Annotated in this window: 18 protein-coding genes, 1 tRNA gene and 1 pseudogene; 12 read left to right on the top strand and 8 right to left on the bottom strand. The window is 53.2% G+C overall.

The features are described 5' to 3' along the window. The first annotated feature begins 134 nt into the window (after nucleotides 1-134). From nthA to NF78_RS21070, 8 genes are all read left to right on the top strand, one after another. Nucleotides 135-752, top strand: coding sequence for a nitrile hydratase subunit alpha (nthA, locus tag NF78_RS21105; RefSeq protein ID WP_035991445.1), 618 nt, complete (start codon nucleotides 135-137; stop codon nucleotides 750-752). An 11-nt stretch (nucleotides 753-763) separates the two neighbouring features. Next, nucleotides 764-1,069, top strand: a complete 306-nt coding sequence (locus NF78_RS33080) for an SH3-like domain-containing protein (protein WP_052050804.1) — start codon at nucleotides 764-766, stop codon at nucleotides 1,067-1,069. A gap of 5 nt (nucleotides 1,070-1,074) precedes the next feature. After that, a complete protein-coding gene (locus tag NF78_RS33075) occupies nucleotides 1,075-1,443 on the top strand; it encodes an SH3-like domain-containing protein (RefSeq protein ID WP_052050803.1) in 369 nt (122 codons plus the stop codon). Between the two features lie 5 nt (nucleotides 1,444-1,448). After that, nucleotides 1,449-1,787, top strand: coding sequence for a nitrile hydratase accessory protein (locus NF78_RS28485; protein WP_052050802.1), 339 nt, complete (start codon nucleotides 1,449-1,451; stop codon nucleotides 1,785-1,787). A 360-nt stretch (nucleotides 1,788-2,147) separates the two neighbouring features. Continuing rightward, nucleotides 2,148-2,954 carry an ABC transporter ATP-binding protein gene (locus NF78_RS21085; RefSeq protein ID WP_035991442.1) on the top strand — a complete coding sequence of 269 codons (807 nt, stop codon included), beginning with the start codon at nucleotides 2,148-2,150 and terminating at the stop codon, nucleotides 2,952-2,954. After that, entirely contained in the window at nucleotides 2,954-3,727 is a 774-nt protein-coding gene (locus tag NF78_RS21080) for an ABC transporter permease (RefSeq protein ID WP_035991441.1), read from the top strand. The genes NF78_RS21085 and NF78_RS21080 overlap by 1 nt, the downstream gene beginning before the upstream one ends. A gap of 5 nt (nucleotides 3,728-3,732) precedes the next feature. Beyond that, nucleotides 3,733-4,770 carry an ABC transporter substrate-binding protein gene (locus NF78_RS21075; protein ID WP_035993543.1) on the top strand — a complete coding sequence of 346 codons (1,038 nt, stop codon included), beginning with the start codon at nucleotides 3,733-3,735 and terminating at the stop codon, nucleotides 4,768-4,770. 21 nt (nucleotides 4,771-4,791) lie between these two features. Further along, nucleotides 4,792-6,453: a carbon-nitrogen hydrolase family protein gene (locus tag NF78_RS21070; RefSeq protein ID WP_035991440.1), complete on the top strand. Its 1,662-nt coding sequence runs from the start codon at nucleotides 4,792-4,794 to the stop codon at nucleotides 6,451-6,453. A gap of 124 nt (nucleotides 6,454-6,577) precedes the next feature. Here NF78_RS21070 and NF78_RS29870 read toward each other — a convergent pair. The 3 genes and pseudogenes from NF78_RS29870 to NF78_RS21060 all read right to left on the bottom strand — a co-directional run. Next, nucleotides 6,578-6,861: pseudogene (locus NF78_RS29870) on the bottom strand (IS256 family transposase); the annotation flags it as partial. Between the two features lie 229 nt (nucleotides 6,862-7,090). Beyond that, nucleotides 7,091-7,720 carry a hypothetical protein gene (locus tag NF78_RS21065; protein WP_035991439.1) on the bottom strand — a complete coding sequence of 210 codons (630 nt, stop codon included), beginning with the start codon at nucleotides 7,718-7,720 and terminating at the stop codon, nucleotides 7,091-7,093. Nucleotides 7,721-7,733: 13 nt separating this feature from the next. Beyond that, nucleotides 7,734-7,967: a hypothetical protein gene (locus NF78_RS21060; protein WP_318655496.1), complete on the bottom strand. Its 234-nt coding sequence runs from the start codon at nucleotides 7,965-7,967 to the stop codon at nucleotides 7,734-7,736. A gap of 338 nt (nucleotides 7,968-8,305) precedes the next feature. On the opposite strand from NF78_RS21060, the gene NF78_RS21055 reads away from it, so the two are divergent. Beyond that, nucleotides 8,306-8,515 (top strand): hypothetical protein, encoded by a 210-nt coding sequence (locus NF78_RS21055; protein ID WP_035991438.1) that lies wholly within the window; start codon nucleotides 8,306-8,308, stop codon nucleotides 8,513-8,515. 30 nt (nucleotides 8,516-8,545) lie between these two features. Continuing rightward, complete coding sequence (locus tag NF78_RS31415; RefSeq protein ID WP_156119907.1) at nucleotides 8,546-8,908, top strand: hypothetical protein; 363 nt, start codon at nucleotides 8,546-8,548, stop codon at nucleotides 8,906-8,908. A 16-nt stretch (nucleotides 8,909-8,924) separates the two neighbouring features. Here NF78_RS31415 and NF78_RS21050 read toward each other — a convergent pair whose 3' ends face one another. Next, a complete protein-coding gene (locus tag NF78_RS21050; RefSeq protein ID WP_197064934.1) occupies nucleotides 8,925-10,055 on the bottom strand; it encodes a hypothetical protein in 1,131 nt (376 codons plus the stop codon). A gap of 112 nt (nucleotides 10,056-10,167) precedes the next feature. After that, nucleotides 10,168-10,254: transfer RNA gene (locus NF78_RS21045), tRNA-Ser, on the bottom strand. A 176-nt stretch (nucleotides 10,255-10,430) separates the two neighbouring features. On the opposite strand from NF78_RS21045, the gene NF78_RS21040 reads away from it, so the two are divergent. Next, entirely contained in the window at nucleotides 10,431-11,735 is a 1,305-nt protein-coding gene (locus tag NF78_RS21040; protein ID WP_035991436.1) for a TldD/PmbA family protein, read from the top strand. On the opposite strand, the gene nei is transcribed toward NF78_RS21040, so the two are convergent. After that, nucleotides 11,722-12,552: an endonuclease VIII gene (gene nei / locus NF78_RS21035; protein WP_035991435.1), complete on the bottom strand. Its 831-nt coding sequence runs from the start codon at nucleotides 12,550-12,552 to the stop codon at nucleotides 11,722-11,724. The two genes, NF78_RS21040 and nei, sit on opposite strands and share 14 nt — an antisense overlap. A gap of 3 nt (nucleotides 12,553-12,555) precedes the next feature. Next, the gene (locus tag NF78_RS21030; RefSeq protein WP_035991434.1) at nucleotides 12,556-13,734 is read right to left on the bottom strand and encodes a tetratricopeptide repeat protein; all 1,179 of its coding nucleotides are present in this window, start codon (nucleotides 13,732-13,734) and stop codon (nucleotides 12,556-12,558) included. A gap of 263 nt (nucleotides 13,735-13,997) precedes the next feature. Here NF78_RS21030 and NF78_RS31410 point away from each other — a divergent pair, with 263 nt between their 5' ends. Beyond that, nucleotides 13,998-14,165, top strand: coding sequence for an isochorismate synthase (locus NF78_RS31410; RefSeq protein WP_156119906.1), 168 nt, complete (start codon nucleotides 13,998-14,000; stop codon nucleotides 14,163-14,165). 73 nt (nucleotides 14,166-14,238) lie between these two features. On the opposite strand, the gene NF78_RS21020 is transcribed toward NF78_RS31410, so the two are convergent. Next, complete coding sequence (locus NF78_RS21020) at nucleotides 14,239-15,396, bottom strand: beta-ketoacyl-ACP synthase (RefSeq protein ID WP_225885391.1); 1,158 nt, start codon at nucleotides 15,394-15,396, stop codon at nucleotides 14,239-14,241. Nucleotides 15,397-15,414: the final 18 nt, after the last annotated feature.

The raw sequence follows: 15,414 nt of genomic DNA, 5'->3' as shown, positions 1-15,414 counted from the left end.
CCTATAATACAACTCTAAGTTTTGTCACTTATTCGGTGAAATTTGTCAACAAATTCCGAGTTTCAACTAGCAGTTTTTTGTACAATCACTGTCCAGCCATTCCAATATTGATGTCCGCTACTTTTTACTAAGCCATGGCCCATACTCACCGCCCAGAGTCCGAAATTGCCCTCCGCGTCAAAGCAATTGAGTCGCTGCTCGTTGAAAAAGGCATCGTTGATCCGACAACTCTGGATACCATCATCGAGGCCTATGAACACCAAATTGGCCCCCACAACGGAGCCCGGATTGTGGCGAAAGCCTGGGTTGACGCCGCCTATAAGCAGCGGTTGCTGGCCGATGGCACGAGCGCGATCGCAGAACTTGGGTTAACGGGGTTCTCCAGCGAGCACATGGTCGTGGTGGAAAACACCCCTCAAGTCCACAATCTGATTGTTTGCACACTTTGTTCCTGCTATCCTTGGGCCATTTTAGGCTTGCCGCCCACCTGGTATAAGTCCTTTGCCTACCGAGCGCGGGCCGTGATCGAACCGCGCAAAGTGCTACAGGAATTTGGGTTGGTCATTCCTGATGAGGTCGAAATTCGAGTGTGGGACAGCAACGCCGATTTGCGGTATTTAGTTCTGCCAGAGCGACCGCAGGGCACCGAGGGCCTGTCCGAAGCGGCGCTGGCCGGTTTAGTAACTCGTAACGCCATGATTGGCACGGCCAAGGTTCAGCCCCCCGAACAACCTTCCACCCTTGCCGCTTAGGAGGATTTACGATGAACGGTCCCCACGACATGGGTGGTATGCACGGTATGGGGCCTATCCCCATCGAGCCAGATGAACCCGTCTTTCATTCCGAATGGGAAGCCAAAGTTTTTGCCATGAGCTTTGCAACCTTCTGCAACTTTTTCCCGGTAGATGAAACCCGCCATGCTTCAGAACGGATGCCACCGGGAGACTATCTCAGTTCGGCCTATTACGAGCGCTGGCTGTATGCCCTGGAACTCTTGCTCACTGAGCACAACCTGGTCACCCTTGCAGAAATTGAGCAACGTATCGCTGAGCTGGTACAAGGAGAGTAATCACGATGGCCATCGAAACCAGCAATGAGTGCATGACAGTCGCCCAGGCTCAGTATTTACTCCAGAATGGCGTTGACTGCCGTGGCGTCAGTGACGATCCGCCTCGATTTCAAGCCGGGGACAGGGTTCGAGCAAAAGTCATGCACCCTATCACCTACACTCGCCTGCCTCGCTATGTACGAGGAAAGATGGGCACCATCGCCAAGGTGAATGGGGTCTACGTCTTTCCGGACAAGGTGGGGCAGCGTTTGGCAACAAAACCGCAGTACGTATACAGCGTACGCTTTGCCGCTCAGGAGCTCTGGGGGCCAGATGCCTCCCCCAGAGATTGCCTCTATATCGACCTGTTTGACGACCACTTAGATGCGACCTGAATCCTATGCAATATCCTCAAGATCCACCGCCCGTTCAATCCGGCTCCGGCATGTCCAATACCGATCAGGAACGCGTGTTTAATGCGCCTTGGGAAGCCAAGGCCTTCGCCATTGTGAATCAGTTGGCTACGCTTGAGCACTGTACCTGGCCGGAATGGACCCAGTATCTCTCATCCGTGATCGCCGCCACCGAAAACGATGCCTCTGACTCCATACCCTATTACGAACAGTGGGTCATGGCCTGTGAAAAACTGCTAGCGGACAAAGGCTTACTGGACACTGAGGCGATCGACCAAAAAATGCACGAGTTAGTCGCAGAAAAGGAAGCAGAACATCAACATTAACGCCAGAGTCTGTAGAAGCCCTTAATGGCCTCAAATTTTAGTTTTGCTAGTTTCAAGCCAAATCGCTAATGTGTACCAGATGATAAAAACCTCGAGCAGCTTGGTTTTGAGAATGTGAAAGAGGTACTTTTTCCTCTCGCTGGACTTAGAGAGAATGCTTTCGGGGTCGGTGAGAGCCATAAACACTGTGATCGGCCACTGTTCTTGGGTATCCCCAAAACAGTTCAAGAGCTTTCAGTCAGGGAAAGAAGCAGAGAAAATGTATCTGAGACAACAATACTGACGTAGGGTGACTGATAACTTGCACAAAGATACAAAAAAAAGAATTGTTTTCACTAAGTTGTTCTGTCTTTTCTGAACATGCATTTAGATTTAGTAGGCGCTTCGGAAAATCAGCAGGGAGAAACATCACTTTCCACAGGCATTGAAGTAAGAAATTTAACCAAAAAATTTCATAAAGAAATTCTTTACCAAAACTTCAGCCTGAGTATACCTGGGGGCCAGTTCACATCAATTTTTGGTCCTAATGGTTGTGGAAAATCAACGCTTCTTAGCATGATCTCTGGGCTTATCCCATTTGATAGTGGGGAAGTCTATTTTGACGGAAAGCCGCTTGCAGAAACAAAAATAGGATATGTATTTCAGAACTATAGGGATGCTCTTTTTCCTTGGTTGAGAGCAAGTGACAATATCACTTATCCATTATCTAGGGCAGGCTTATCAAAAGTACAGCGCAAATTAAAGCTAGAGGAGTTAGTACATAAATTCGGGGTAAAGTTTGACCTTAAACGCTATCCCTATGAATTATCTGGGGGGCAGCAGCAGCTTGTTTCAATTATGAGGGCACTAGCGACAGGCCCAGAGGTCTTATTCCTTGACGAGCCGTTTTCAGCTTTAGACTACGAAGCTACGTTATCCATCATTGAAAAGTTGCAAGAGGTATTCATATCCTCTGGTGTCACTATGGTAATGATTTCACATAACCTAGAGGAAGCCATTTATCTCTCTAACAATGTTGTCCTCCTAACCAAAAGACCCACCCATATAGCTGAGATAATTTCATTTGATATCAGCCATCCGCGTACCGCAAATACGCTTTCCGACCCTCGATTCATTGACACCAAAGCTTATAGCCTAGATATTTTTAGGAGGGAGGTGAGTAGGTGATGCCTAAGATGAATAGTAAGGCTCTAGCATCTTTCCTAATTGCTAATGTTGGCACTCTAATAGTCATTGCCATTTGGTGGGTAGTAGCATCCCTAGAATTAATAAATCCTGTACTTCTGCCAACTCCTTTAGAAACTTTCAACTCGCTCTTTATTAGCCTATTCAGTGGAGATCTAATTAGAGACTTCTGGCTTACACTTTATCGAAGCCTCTACGCCTTCGTGATTGCTGTAGTTGTGGGAGTCCCTATTGGCATTCTATTAGGATCAAACCAGAAGGTATATCGCTCCTTTGAATTTCTGATAGACTTCTTCCGCTCTACTCCAGCAACGGCAATGTTTCCCCTGTTTTTGGTTGTCTTTGGTATCGGAGACTTTTCTAAAATTGCCGTTGCAGCTTTTGCAGGAGCTTTAATCGTATTTTTCAACGTAGCTTATGGTGTTATGAACACGAAAAAAACTCGTGTTATGGCAGCAAAAGCAATGGGAGTTCCTTCTTGGAGGATTTTTGTTGACGTTACGTTTCTTGAAACTTTACCTCAAACATTTATAGGACTAAGAACATCAATTTCACTAACTCTTGTTGTTATTATTGTTGCCGAGATGTTCATTGGCTCTACTCACGGCATGGGACAGCGCATTATTGACTCACAACAAGTTTTTGATATGCCCCAAATGTATGCCTCTATTATCGCTACAGGGGTTATGGGATATGCCTTAAACCAGATTTTTCTGATCATTGAGGATAAATTTGTTCATTGGAAAGGAAGATAATTATCATGACTGACCTGAATCGCCGCAAATTTGTTAAGTATGGTGCCCTCGCATTAGGAACAGGTGCTTTGGCTGCTTGCAATAATGGCACCCAAGGAAATTCTAGTCAGGGTTCCCCTCAGGTAATCGTTAAGAAAGAGAAGGTGGTTGCTTCTTGGTTGCCAATTATGCAGACAACTGCATACTATGTAGCCTTAGAAGAGGGACTATTTGAGCAAGCTGACATTGAAGTTGAGTCTGCCAAATTTGAGAATCCAAACCAGATCATTGATTCTCTAGTATCTGGTCGTGCTGATTTTGGCCCGCCTGGAGCCGCAGCTGGAATTACAGTCTTAGCTGAAGCTAAAGCACCCGGAACGTTCAGAGTCTTCGGGCTTCAAGGGGGCGGTATTAAGAGCGGATTCACAAATGATGGGTTAATCGTCAAGCCTGACTCTTCTATTCAGTCACTCAAAGATCTTGAAGGTAAAAAAGTAGGAACTATCCCAGGGGTTCAGTGGGAAACTATCCTCAAGCATCTATTGAAGCAGAATGGACTAGAACCAGGTACCAACGTAACTATTGAGCAAATGGCCGTAGGATTACACCTACCATCCGTTGTATCGGGGGCTGTAGATGCTACTCTTTCGCTTGAACCTGTAGGGTCAATTGCAGAAGCCACAAAGCAGGCTAAAATTGCGATGGTAAACCCCGTTTCTGAATTTATCTCTGACCCATTCTACTCAGGGGCAGCAGTTCTGACATCAAAGTTTATTACTGACCGCCCTGAAACAGCCAAAAAAGTAGTTCAGATTATTGATGAAGCTACGAAGATGGCAAATGAGAACTTTGATAAGTATCGTCCTATCATTTCTAAGTACACGGCTTTAGAACCAGACCAAGCAGAGTATGTTGCCCAGCCTCGTCTAAGAGGATTTAACGATTTAGACGCTGAAGACGTAACGTCCTATCAGAAGTTTATCGATGTGTTCTTGTCTGAAGGTGTGCTTAATCAAGAAATGAGCGCTCAAAAGATGATGCTTGGCAAGGAAGAACTAGCATAGATATCATAAGGTCACCTAAAAATGGCAAGACGAAAGTTTAGAGCAGCTGTTGTGCAAACCTTAGCTGCTCTGGGAAATCTGGATTTCAATATCAATCTTCTGGATAAATACGCTCAGGAAGCAACTCGGCAGGGTGCTGAACTGGTTGTCTTCCCTGAGTGCATGAATACAGGATACTTATTCGATTCTCAGCAGCACTGCTCTGAGCTAGCCGAGACAATTACTGGGAAATATGTCGAGGCAATGGCTGACCTTTGCCGCAAGCATGGCTTGTTTATAGCTAGTGGCTTTACTGAGAAAGACGAAGTTAATGAAAAAATCTTTAACAGTGGATTGCTCCTAGACAAGACAGGCAAGTTAATCCTTCACTACCAAAAACAGTTTTTGGCTACCCACGACCAAAACTGGTTTGAATGCGGGGTTAAAGGTTCTCCTGTTGTTGATACAGAGTTGGGCCGCATTGGTTTGCTCATTTGTTTTGATGGTCGCATACCTGAGATTGCTAGATGTCTGGCATTGCAGGGAACCGACATCATTTTAGATATGGCAAACTTCTTTGCGATGGATCAAGCAGAGATGTGGGTGCCAGCACGAGCTTTTGAAAATGAATCTTGGATTATTGCAGCCACTAAAGCTGGGGTAGAACGCAGCATCTACTATCCTGGTGGCAGTATGATTGTGGCTCCTACTGGTCAGGTAGCCGCGAAGATCCCCTACGATACCCATGGTGTTGTATCCGCTGATATTGCTTTCTCAGAAGAACTTAAAACTAAGTTAGGCAATCGCCGTCCCGATATTTATCAAAGACTGCTGACTCCTTTTGAGGAAACCCCAGTCGCGGCCTTCCTCAAGCAGCCACTCATTCCTGAAGAGGAAACGACTAAAGTAGCAGCTGTTCAATGTCATAGGACTGATGATCCTAACAGTCTGGATGCTGCTTTCGAGATGGTTAGCCATACAGCTAAGTTGGGAGTTAAGCTTTTGGCCTTACCGTTACACTTTAGTTCCCCAATGTGGAATCTTAACCACCAAGAAGCAGAAGATGCGGCTAAGGATGCAGAGGTTCATATCAACCGTGCTGGAGAAATCGCGAGAGATTATGGTTGTGCGATCGTTCTTCCCGTTATTGAGAAAATAGGCGATATCCTTTCTTCTTCAGCAACTTTGATTGGCCCAGATGGCCATGTAATCGGTCGCTATCGACAAACTCATCTAAGCCCATCTATGCAGGCCTGGGCTAAGGCGGGTGATGAGCTGCCGGTCTTTGAGACTCCATTTGGCCGCATTGGCATCATTTTGGGTGATGATGGCCTTTATCCTGAAAGCACACGTATTCTTGCATTAAATGGAGCCGATATTGTTGTTTGGTGCAGCGCTTGGGTACAACCTTCAGAAAGGGAATTACTAGCTGTTCCTAAAGCTGAAGATAATCGTGTTTATTTAGTTTGTGTAAATAGAACAGACTGTCCTTATCCAGGGGGATCTTTTGTTGTTCCTCCAAACGGCTTTCCCCACTGGGATGTAAACATCTCAGCTCCACGAACGACTAGACATGGAGCGGTCATGCCAACCTATGCTAATTTGGCACTATCTCGGCAAAAAAGGATGATTCCTAATGTTGATATGCTGCGAAATCGTCTGATTGAAACCTATGGCCCTTTGGTGAATACTTTTATCAAGTAAGTTTCCACGGTTTCCCCCAACCGTCACCTCAGCGGCGTCCATCTTTCCTTCTAAAAACTTCAGTATTGTGTGGGTAGACTCCTAATGCAACTGGTCCAGTGTTTCGATCGCCCCACTCACTGCCCTAGGTGGCGTCCTGCATCTGGGTCACATCGGTTGTGTCATCTACTCGGTATATATCTTTGAACGGGACTCTTTCAATCACATCGGCGAGGTGTTTGAAGCCTCGAATTCTGAGCAGCTCTTCTGATGGCTTTCGACCAACTTGAACACCAGTGCCAGGATGGTGTCCTTGGAGACACAACCTCGGGTTTTGCCGGTTCTGAGTCGCACGGTGGCAAACGTCGATTCAATCGGATTGGTGGTACAAATATGCGCCCAGTACTCAGCGGGGAAGTGGAAGAAGGACCGCCTACCAACGCTGGATTTTAGATGCGGCTACCGTCCATGCCGCCCTGCTAGAGTCTGCCTTTGATCTCTATCGGCTAGAACTTTACAAAGCACTGCGCTGGCCCCTGCTCACTACCCCCGCAGAAGAGCTGAAGCAGGGCAGAAAACTCACTGCCTGCCTCTGGCGCGGGTCTGAAAGCACTACCTGACACTTTGCCCAACCCGAGAAATGATGCCCATACACCTGTCAAAATACTTTTGAAGCCCGTATGTGCATTAGCCACCTCTCAGTTCCTCTTCGCGTTGGAGTGCCTTTTGCCGTAAAACCCCAAATGTCCCGCTTATGTTGAGGGCCATAGCTGATGTGGATAGGACGATCGCATCCATAAAAATACAGCGAGTCAAACGGCAGACCTTGGGCCATAATCCAATCCACCAGCACATCGCTGGGTAGGTCAAGGATACGAAAGTCACAGGCTGCACCGAGGCGATCGCAGTAGTACCGCCCGTTCCGATTTACCTCATGGGCCATGTGCTGATCCAGGCTGGGAGTAGCTATACCGTACTTCTTGCCCGTCACCGGGTCTTTTTTCGCCAGCCATCGCTTCAAATCCGCAGAGCAAAAGCCGTAGGTGAGCTGGAAGCGTTGGTGCAGCCTCTCCGTTCGCGAAGCGTCTGCCTCAGCAGAAGGAGAATCGCGCCCAAACCTATCAATCACCGGGTCAACAATGTACTGACACAGCGCCTCTAGGGCGGGCAATGTTTCTTCCAAGTTTTTAGGAAACGGGTCAATCTGGTCAGCGAACCGCTGGTAGGTCTGTGTGCAGGTGCAAAATTCCTCTAACGTCAGATACTTGCCTAAGGGCTGTGCTGACATCAACTGCCTCCCCTTAATCCAATGCCTGTTCCATCAAGCTCTGATATCGTTTCGGCAGATGCCCCTCTCGCCAGAGCTTTTCCATGATCGCATCCCGCAGCCAGGCCGTGCGGTTCTCCTTCTCCCTCATCAGCCCGTCAATATCTTCCGGCAACCGCACACAGAGAGGGCGCTCCGCCATCGCTACTTCCCCCTGCTGCTGGAAGCGGGTCAAATAGTCTCTGCGGGCAGCCTCATCACTCATCACCGGAAATACTCCACTGCTACTGCTGCTAGAAAGACAGAATCATCCCAAGTATACGAGGCATTACACCCATGCATCCATCGATCAACTGCACTTATGGGATGAGTAGGATTTCCCAGATATCGATCAGCAATTCTCATCAAACCCCCCTTAAAATCCATTTTTTATCCCAATAGCCCGCGTATACATGGGATATAATTTATGTATAAGAGGGCAATAAGACTCCAGAGCCACAAAATAAGGAGGCTCTGCTGATACCGCAGCGGTCAGAGCTGACTCCGATAGCCTCAGAGCTTAAAACTGCCCTACTTTCGACATCCACAACCTAGAGAATCACTCCTATGACGCTTTCCTACTCAGAAGATCTCAGCCAACTAGTTGGCGGCCAAGTTTGCAAAGCTGCCATCAGTCAAGATGGCTATCCCTATCTCATCATTGCTAAGAACACCGAATCGCGCTTCTTCTATGTCATTGCTCAGTCTGATGCTGAAGGCAATGGTCCAGGGTTTCTACAATTGAACGAACACCAAGGCCGCATTGTCAAAGATTAACTCGGTCACCAATTTTTCTGTGCTGTCCGAATGGCGATCGCTATTCGGGCAGCTCCATTCGAAATTACTGCCATATCCTTCAATCCCCCCACTGTTGATGGCACGGTAGCAGAGCGCGATCTTACGCCGCTAAATATCATGATTGACTCTGTAAGCAATTTCTCTGTTCGTACGCTGTGGCGACACATATCACAGGCTTTACCAGTGATGAGCCAGCAGCTTCTTCAACTGGCAACTTCCCCACATCAGCCGTCTGAATGCGAAAAATCATTCTTGGGCAATTCTTGGGCAGTCTTGAATTCAAATATTCGAAATCCCTTTAGGGCAATGCTTTTGCGCCTTGATGAAACTGACTCGAAAAAAAAACTGCGAGAGCTAAGGCCGTCTCAGTAGGCACTACCAATATGGCTTACGCCTTGTTCTGAAGCCCCATCACCCGACGATATTCGTCATCATACGTGTCCTGATCCCACCAAGCTCGGTATATTGACCGTTGCACGGCGACAGAGTGGCCCATAGAGCGGGCAATGAAGGTGTCGCTAAACCCTTGCTTGTACATCCGCTGAGCATAGGCATGGCGTAGGTTATAGGGAGGAAAGGGAATTTTCAGTTCGCGAAACTCCTGAGAAATTTTGCCGCCCAGTTGGTTGTTGTTTTTTCCCTCGGTCTCAATATTGGGATACTTCACAATGTGCGGTGTCATCATGTCCCACCCCTTGCCGTAGCTAGGATACACAATCCGCCATCCTGTTTTGGTTTCCTCTTCCACCTCAAGAATAGGTGGATCCTCATCAATCCTGTCTGTGCGAATTCTAAAGATCTCGTGAGGCCTTAACCCATAAATCGCAAGGATCGAAATGACCCACTGCCAGGCTGGATTCTTTACCGATTCCCAGAGATCTACGATTTCCTCATCACGAGGCAAGCTGCGCGGCTCGACCGATTTGGAGGTGTACCCTTTCCCTAATTTGCTCAGCTCTTTTAGTATGCTTGGATCCAAGCCTGCGAAGTCAGCCAATCTTCGGAATGCTATGGCAAATCCTTTGCGACTGCGACTTCCCGGTTGGGTCTCGCTCAGAATCGTTGATCGCAGCAGCTCAATCGTTAGCGGTTCGTTCTGAGGGAGTCGATTGAACAGCAATCGGTAGTTCTTGTGATAGGTATTCTCCTTGGTTGGACTCCGGAGGGTTTGCTCCCAGTGTTGCGCTTCGTAACGATTTACCCATTCTGCTACGGTTTCAGGGGGCTTTTGGTTCCCTTTGAGGAACGGTTCCCAGTCGAATTTTTCCCATAGCAGTGCATTGTCAATGTCTTTTGCCTTCGCGATCGCCACCTTCAGGCCAGCAGGAGTGGCTGAAACCCCAAGAGCGATCTCGTAGCGGCCCCCGGTGCTATCCCCTGGCTTGGGGGGGAAGTGTCTCCCCCGCACGTACAACCGGTGGTCCTTCTCGCGAATCGAGACCTTCTCCAGCCCCTGATTCACCTGGTTGATCCGTTCTTTGAGGTCAGGCGCACTCTGGTTCAGACTTCTCCCCCCCATCTCCCCCATTCCTCCCCCAAAAAGAGTACAAACTACCTGCACTCAGCTTAATTTTCATAAGCTGAGTGAGGCAAGGGGAACGCCGCAAATCGTTACGGGAGCTGGATTTCAACGGAGAGGGAGGGATTCGAACCCTCGTGAGGTGTTACCCCCAAACAGTTTTCGAGACTGCCGCATTCAACCACTCTGCCACCTCTCCAGGGGCTTTGCTATTTTAGCGTTGAATCGGCTCTTCAGGCGACCCTGGAGGCTAAAAACGCCAAAGCCATCAGACCTAGCGGCTATTTAGTCGGATGTAGGGGCAGCGCCCTTTGCAGGGGTACCGCAATCCGGGAAGATAAGAAGACTTCTGTTAAGCCCTGTTAAACGACTGCTATGGTGCCTGCCCCTGCCGAAGACCTGCTGGCCGAGAAACTGATCGATCTGGCTCTACAGCGGGGTGCCGAAGCGGCAGAGGTGCTGCAATCGCGATCGCGATCGCGCCCGGTTTTCTTTGAAGCCAACCGCCTCAAGCAGTTGGAAAGCTCTGCGGCCCTGGGGACGGCGCTGCGGCTGTGGGTGAATGGGCGACCGGGGTTGGCTGTTGCCTACGGCAATGTTGATCCCGAAGCGATTATTGATAAGGCGCTGGCCATCAGCGCCCTTAACGACCCCGAAACCATCGATCTGGCCGGAGAAACCAGCCGCGTCTATGCCAACATGGGCCAGGAGGTGCCGGTGGAGCAGCTGATTGACTGGGGCCAGGCGATGATCGATCGCATTCGCAGGGCCTACCCGGAGGTGATCTGTGGCGTCGACGTGGAATGCGATGTGGAGACCACTCGCATTCTCAACAGCAGAGGACTCGACTGCCGCTACAGCGACGCCACCCTGAGCACCTACCTGTCCGCCGATTGGGTGCGGGGGGATGACTTTTTGAGCGTGAGCGATGGCCAGACCCAGCGGGATATTCTGGATATCGATGCGCTCACCGACCAGGTCTTGCAGCGGCTGGCCTGGGCAGAGCAATCGGCTGAGGTCGAAACAGGACGTCTGCCAGTAATTTTTACGGCCAAGGCTGCCGACATGCTGTGGGGCACGCTACAGTCCGCCCTCAGCGGCAAGCGGGTGCTGGAGCGATCGTCCCCCTGGAGCAACGCCCTGGGCGAGCAGATGACCTCGTCCTCCATTACCCTGTTGCAAGACCCTGAGGCCGGTCCATTTAGCTGCCCCTTTGACGACGAGGGCACCCCCACCCAGCGGCTGGTGTTTATCGAACAGGGGGTGGTGGGACTGTTTTACAGCGATCGCGCCGTGGGCCGCACCCTGGGGGCCGAATCAACCGGCAACGGCTTTCGCCCGGGGCTGGGCAGCTACCCCACCCCCAGCCTTTACAACACCCTGGTGCAGCCGGGGACAAAATCGCTGGAGGAGCTGATTGCCACCGTTGAAAACGGCATTCTGGTTGATCAGATTTTGGGGGGTGGGGCGGGCATTGCCGGGGACTTCTCGGTGAATATTGACCTGGGCTACCGCATTCATCGGGGCGAGCTGGTGGGCCGCGTCAAGGACACGATGGTGGCAGGCAATGTGTACACCGCCTTGAAGGACAACATCGAACTGGGCAGCGACGCCGACTGGAATGGCTCCTGCTATACCCCTTCGGTGCTGGTGGATGGACTTTCGATTACAAGCGGCTGACGGGCTGACAGACTGGGCAAAGGTAGCAGCGACGCCCGCCAATCACAATTTTGGCGATCGCCGTGCCGCAGCGGTGGCAGGGTTTGCCCACCCGGCCAAAGGCCCAGTGGCGGTAGTCGCGGCGACGGTAGCCGCTGGCTTTGAGCTGGGCGGCCAGCCCCAGGTCGTTGGTAATGCCGCTGTGGCGGTAGGACTGCTGGGGCAGGGCCAGGGCGGCCGCCGCAAAGGCGGCGATCTGCTCTGGGGCACAATCCAGGGGCCGCTGGCCAGGGTGAATGCGGGCCACATACAAAATTTCGGTGCGCAAATAGTTGCCCAGGCCGCCCAAAAAGCCCTGGTCGAGCAGCAGGGAGGCAAACTGGCGACGGCGAAATGGGGGGCTGAGGGTTCTGTCCTCCACCTCGGCGGCGGTGAGGGTGCCATCGAGGGTGTCGGGTCCCAGCCTGGCGATATAGGGGTGGGCGAGCACCGCGTCGGCGCTCAGCACCTCAATATCGGAGGCGCTGTAGAGCAGGGCCCACCGCCGCGAGGTCTGCACCGCAAAGCGCAGCTGGCGGCGGGTGGCCGGCACGGCATTGGGCTTGCAGGTCACCCAGATACCGTAGAGCTGGTTGTGGCTGTACACCGCCAGCCCGTTGTCGAAGCTGGTGACCAGGGCTTTGCCGTAGGGCTGAACCGCCGTCACCGTGCGACCGACCAACGCGTCCTCGTAGGGTTTGAGTCGGTCGAAGGCAAAGAACACATCGGCGGCGATCTCACCGCCGATCGCCCGCTGAATTTTGTCGGCCGCCCGGCGAATTTCAGGGCCTTCGGGCATGGCCTATCGCCCAAAACCCCAAAAGGCCATCAGCTCACGGGCCCGGGCAGCTCCTTCGGTATCGCCCTGGCGGCTGTACAAAATGGCCGCTAGCTCCAGGTTAGAGAGGGCCTGGGCCTCTAGCCCCTGCCCATGGAGTGCCAGCCCCAGGTTGTAGAAGGCAGCCGGGTCCTCAGGCAACGCCTCCACCACCCGGCGGTAGGAGAGCACCGCCTGTAGGTACTGCTCGCGCTCCAGCAGCAGAGCCCCCAGCAGGGCGTGGGCCGCAATCAGGTCGGGGTTGAGACGCACCGCCCGCATCAGGAAGTCGAAGGCGGCCTCGCGATCGCCCTGCTGGTAGAGCACGTAGCCCATCTGGTGCTGGGCGTTGGCGTTTTGCGGGGCCACCCGCAGGGCCTCGCGCAGGTTTTTGGTGGCCTCGGCGTAGTTGCCCTGAAGCAGGTAGAGATTGGCCACGCTGACGTGGAGATCGCCGTTGTTGGGGTTGGCCCGCAGCCCCTGACTCAGGTAGGTGAGGGCCTGATCGTAGTTTTCCTGCTGAATGTAGAGGGAACCCAGCGCCTCGTAGACCTGGGCGTTGCCGGGGGCGACGCGGGACAGGTTCTGGTAGGTGGCCAGGGCCCCGTCGAAGTCGCGGCGCTCGATTTGGATGCCGCCAATGCCCAGGTGGGCGTTCACCTCGCGGGGGTTGATGGCGAGAATGTCGCGATAGGTGGACAGGGCGTCGTCAAACTGGCCGTTTTTATACTGGCTGTGGGCCAGGCCGTAGCGAAAGGCCAGGTTGCTGCCGTCGAGGGCGATCGCGCTGCGGTAGGCGGTGATGGCCTCGCCGTAGTTGCCCTGCTGCACCTGGAGGTAGCCAATGCCGGAAAACAGGCGGGGGTTCTGGCGATCGATGGCGGCGGCCTGCTGGTAGATCGCGATCGCCCCGGCATAGTCCCGGGCCGTCACCCTGGCCTGGCCCTGGCGCAGCAGCTCATCCACCTGCTCCTGCTGGGCGGCGCTGAGACCATTGCTGCCGTTTTGGGCAACCCACAGCGGCGGCATGGGTTCTGGGGCCTGGCCAAACTGGCTGAGGGCTGGGGATGGCGGCGCTGGGGCAGCGGCTTGAACGTTGGGAATCACCACCCAGCTGCCGATTAGCCCACTCAAGAGTGCGATCGCCGCGTGACTGCGTTTCACAGAGAAGTCTCCTTACTGATAACCAAGTCGTTAAGGGTGCATTCCATATATTACAACTTGCCAACCGCTGTAAAGAATGGTCACCGTTGCACCGTTAGACCTGGAGTAATCCCGTAGCATTTAAGTATCAGGGTACACCAAATATCATCAAACCCTGACCCGCTACACCGCGATCGCCACCGTGCAATTGGTAGGGCAATTGGTACAGAGCGATCGGCACAGTTTGCCGTTATCACTATCATTAAATTCGCGAGGTGCCAGTCATGAAAGGTCTGAATCTCTCAGTATTTGGCTACTTTTTTGAAGGGTTAGTGCAGTATTTTGCTGAACCCGTCGGCAGAATCTTTGGCCCCGACGACGACAACTATCCCAACATTGGCGTTCAGCCCTTTGATGGCGATGCCTACGCAGAAACGGTCGAAATCCTCTAGCAAAATCATGATTTTTACAACCTGTTCTGTACCCAAAGCCCGCTTGCTAAGGCAGTAAGCGGGCTTTGTTTGGCTACCGGCCCAGCGCCAGCACCCCGTTCTGCCCGCCAAAGCCAAAGCTCAGACACAGCGCTACCTTGGCCTCGTAGGCCATCGGCTCAGTCACCAGCTGCGGGTAAATGCCGCAGCCGCGAGCGCCCCCGTTGGGCGGCAGCACCCCGTGCCGCAGGGCCAGCAGACCCATCGCCGCGCCGATCGCCCCCGAGGCCCCCAGGGTGTGCCCGGTCGCCCCCTTGGTCGAACTCATCCACGGCGGCGAGGCAAAGCCCGCCTGAAGCAGCCGCGCCTCGTGGTCGTCATTCAGCCGGGTGCCCGTGCCGTGGGCATGGATATAGCCCACCTGCTCGGGCCTCAAACCGCTGTAGTAAAGACAGTTTTTGAGGGCCAAACGACTCCCCTTCAGCGCTGGGTCCGGGGCAGTGCGGTGGTAGGCATCGGCGCTAAACCCAGCGCCAAGAATCCAGCCGTAGGGCTGGGGGGCCCCTCGCGCCAGCCACGCCGCCTCCGACTCCAGCACCAGTACCGCCGCCCCTTCCCCCAGCACCAGTCCCTCCCGCCTCGGGGCAAAGGGATAGCAGCCCGTGGTGGCCAGCGCCCCCAGCTGCTCAAAGCCCGCCAGGGTCAGAGGCGTGATCGGAGCTTCGGCGGCACCGACCAGAACGCGATCGCACTGCCCCCGCCGCACCAGCTCGTAGCCCTGAAAGATCGCCATCAGCCCCGTGGCGCAGGCGGCCATCGGGGCCAGCACCGGCCCCAGGGATTGGATCTGACGGGCGGCAGCGATCGCCCCCATGTGGGGCAACGCCATCAGCCACGACCGTTCGCCCCCGGTGGGCTGCCGTGCCATCCACTCCCAGCGGCTCTGAAAGCTGCGGCTGGAGCCAATCACCACCCCACAGTCGCTCAGCGGCAGAGTCAGCCCGGCATCGGCAACGGCTTCCGCCACCGCCGGCAGCAGCAGATCCAGTAAATCTGCGGGCTGCTCTCCCACCATCGCCAGGGGACGGGGCGGTAGCTCGGGGAAGGGCTGCAACCGGCGAATCCCCGTTTCCCCGGCCAGGAGTCGTTTCCAGGTCGTTGCGGCGGCGGTTCCCAGAGCCGTCACCAGCCCCAGGCCCGTCACCACCACCCGGCGATCGCCTGCCTCTTGGCTACCCAGGGATGCGCTCAAGGCAACCGCACCAGCCCG

This window comes from Leptolyngbya sp. KIOST-1, assembly GCF_000763385.1.
Classification (GTDB): domain Bacteria; phylum Cyanobacteriota; class Cyanobacteriia; order Phormidesmidales; family Phormidesmidaceae; genus Nodosilinea.
This window is presented reverse-complemented; position numbering and strand designations above follow the sequence as displayed.

What these genes read in the sequence shown, in the direction of transcription:
- nthA (WP_035991445.1), top strand. Translation starts at nt 135, where the DNA reads ATGGCCCATACTCACCGCCCAGAGTCCGAAATTGCCCTCCGCGTCAAA.
- NF78_RS33080 (WP_052050804.1), top strand. Translation starts at nt 764, where the DNA reads ATGAACGGTCCCCACGACATGGGTGGTATGCACGGTATGGGGCCTATC.
- NF78_RS33075 (WP_052050803.1), top strand. Translation starts at nt 1,075, where the DNA reads ATGGCCATCGAAACCAGCAATGAGTGCATGACAGTCGCCCAGGCTCAG.
- NF78_RS28485 (WP_052050802.1), top strand. Translation starts at nt 1,449, where the DNA reads ATGCAATATCCTCAAGATCCACCGCCCGTTCAATCCGGCTCCGGCATG.
- NF78_RS21085 (WP_035991442.1), top strand. Translation starts at nt 2,148, where the DNA reads ATGCATTTAGATTTAGTAGGCGCTTCGGAAAATCAGCAGGGAGAAACA.
- NF78_RS21080 (WP_035991441.1), top strand. Translation starts at nt 2,954, where the DNA reads ATGCCTAAGATGAATAGTAAGGCTCTAGCATCTTTCCTAATTGCTAAT.
- NF78_RS21075 (WP_035993543.1), top strand. Translation starts at nt 3,733, where the DNA reads ATGACTGACCTGAATCGCCGCAAATTTGTTAAGTATGGTGCCCTCGCA.
- NF78_RS21070 (WP_035991440.1), top strand. Translation starts at nt 4,792, where the DNA reads ATGGCAAGACGAAAGTTTAGAGCAGCTGTTGTGCAAACCTTAGCTGCT.
- NF78_RS21065 (WP_035991439.1), bottom strand. Translation starts at nt 7,720, where the DNA reads ATGTCAGCACAGCCCTTAGGCAAGTATCTGACGTTAGAGGAATTTTGC.
- NF78_RS21055 (WP_035991438.1), top strand. Translation starts at nt 8,306, where the DNA reads ATGACGCTTTCCTACTCAGAAGATCTCAGCCAACTAGTTGGCGGCCAA.
- NF78_RS31415 (WP_156119907.1), top strand. Translation starts at nt 8,546, where the DNA reads ATGGCGATCGCTATTCGGGCAGCTCCATTCGAAATTACTGCCATATCC.
- NF78_RS21050 (WP_197064934.1), bottom strand. Translation starts at nt 10,055, where the DNA reads ATGGGGGGGAGAAGTCTGAACCAGAGTGCGCCTGACCTCAAAGAACGG.
- NF78_RS21040 (WP_035991436.1), top strand. Translation starts at nt 10,431, where the DNA reads ATGGTGCCTGCCCCTGCCGAAGACCTGCTGGCCGAGAAACTGATCGAT.
- nei (WP_035991435.1), bottom strand. Translation starts at nt 12,552, where the DNA reads ATGCCCGAAGGCCCTGAAATTCGCCGGGCGGCCGACAAAATTCAGCGG.
- NF78_RS31410 (WP_156119906.1), top strand. Translation starts at nt 13,998, where the DNA reads ATGAAAGGTCTGAATCTCTCAGTATTTGGCTACTTTTTTGAAGGGTTA.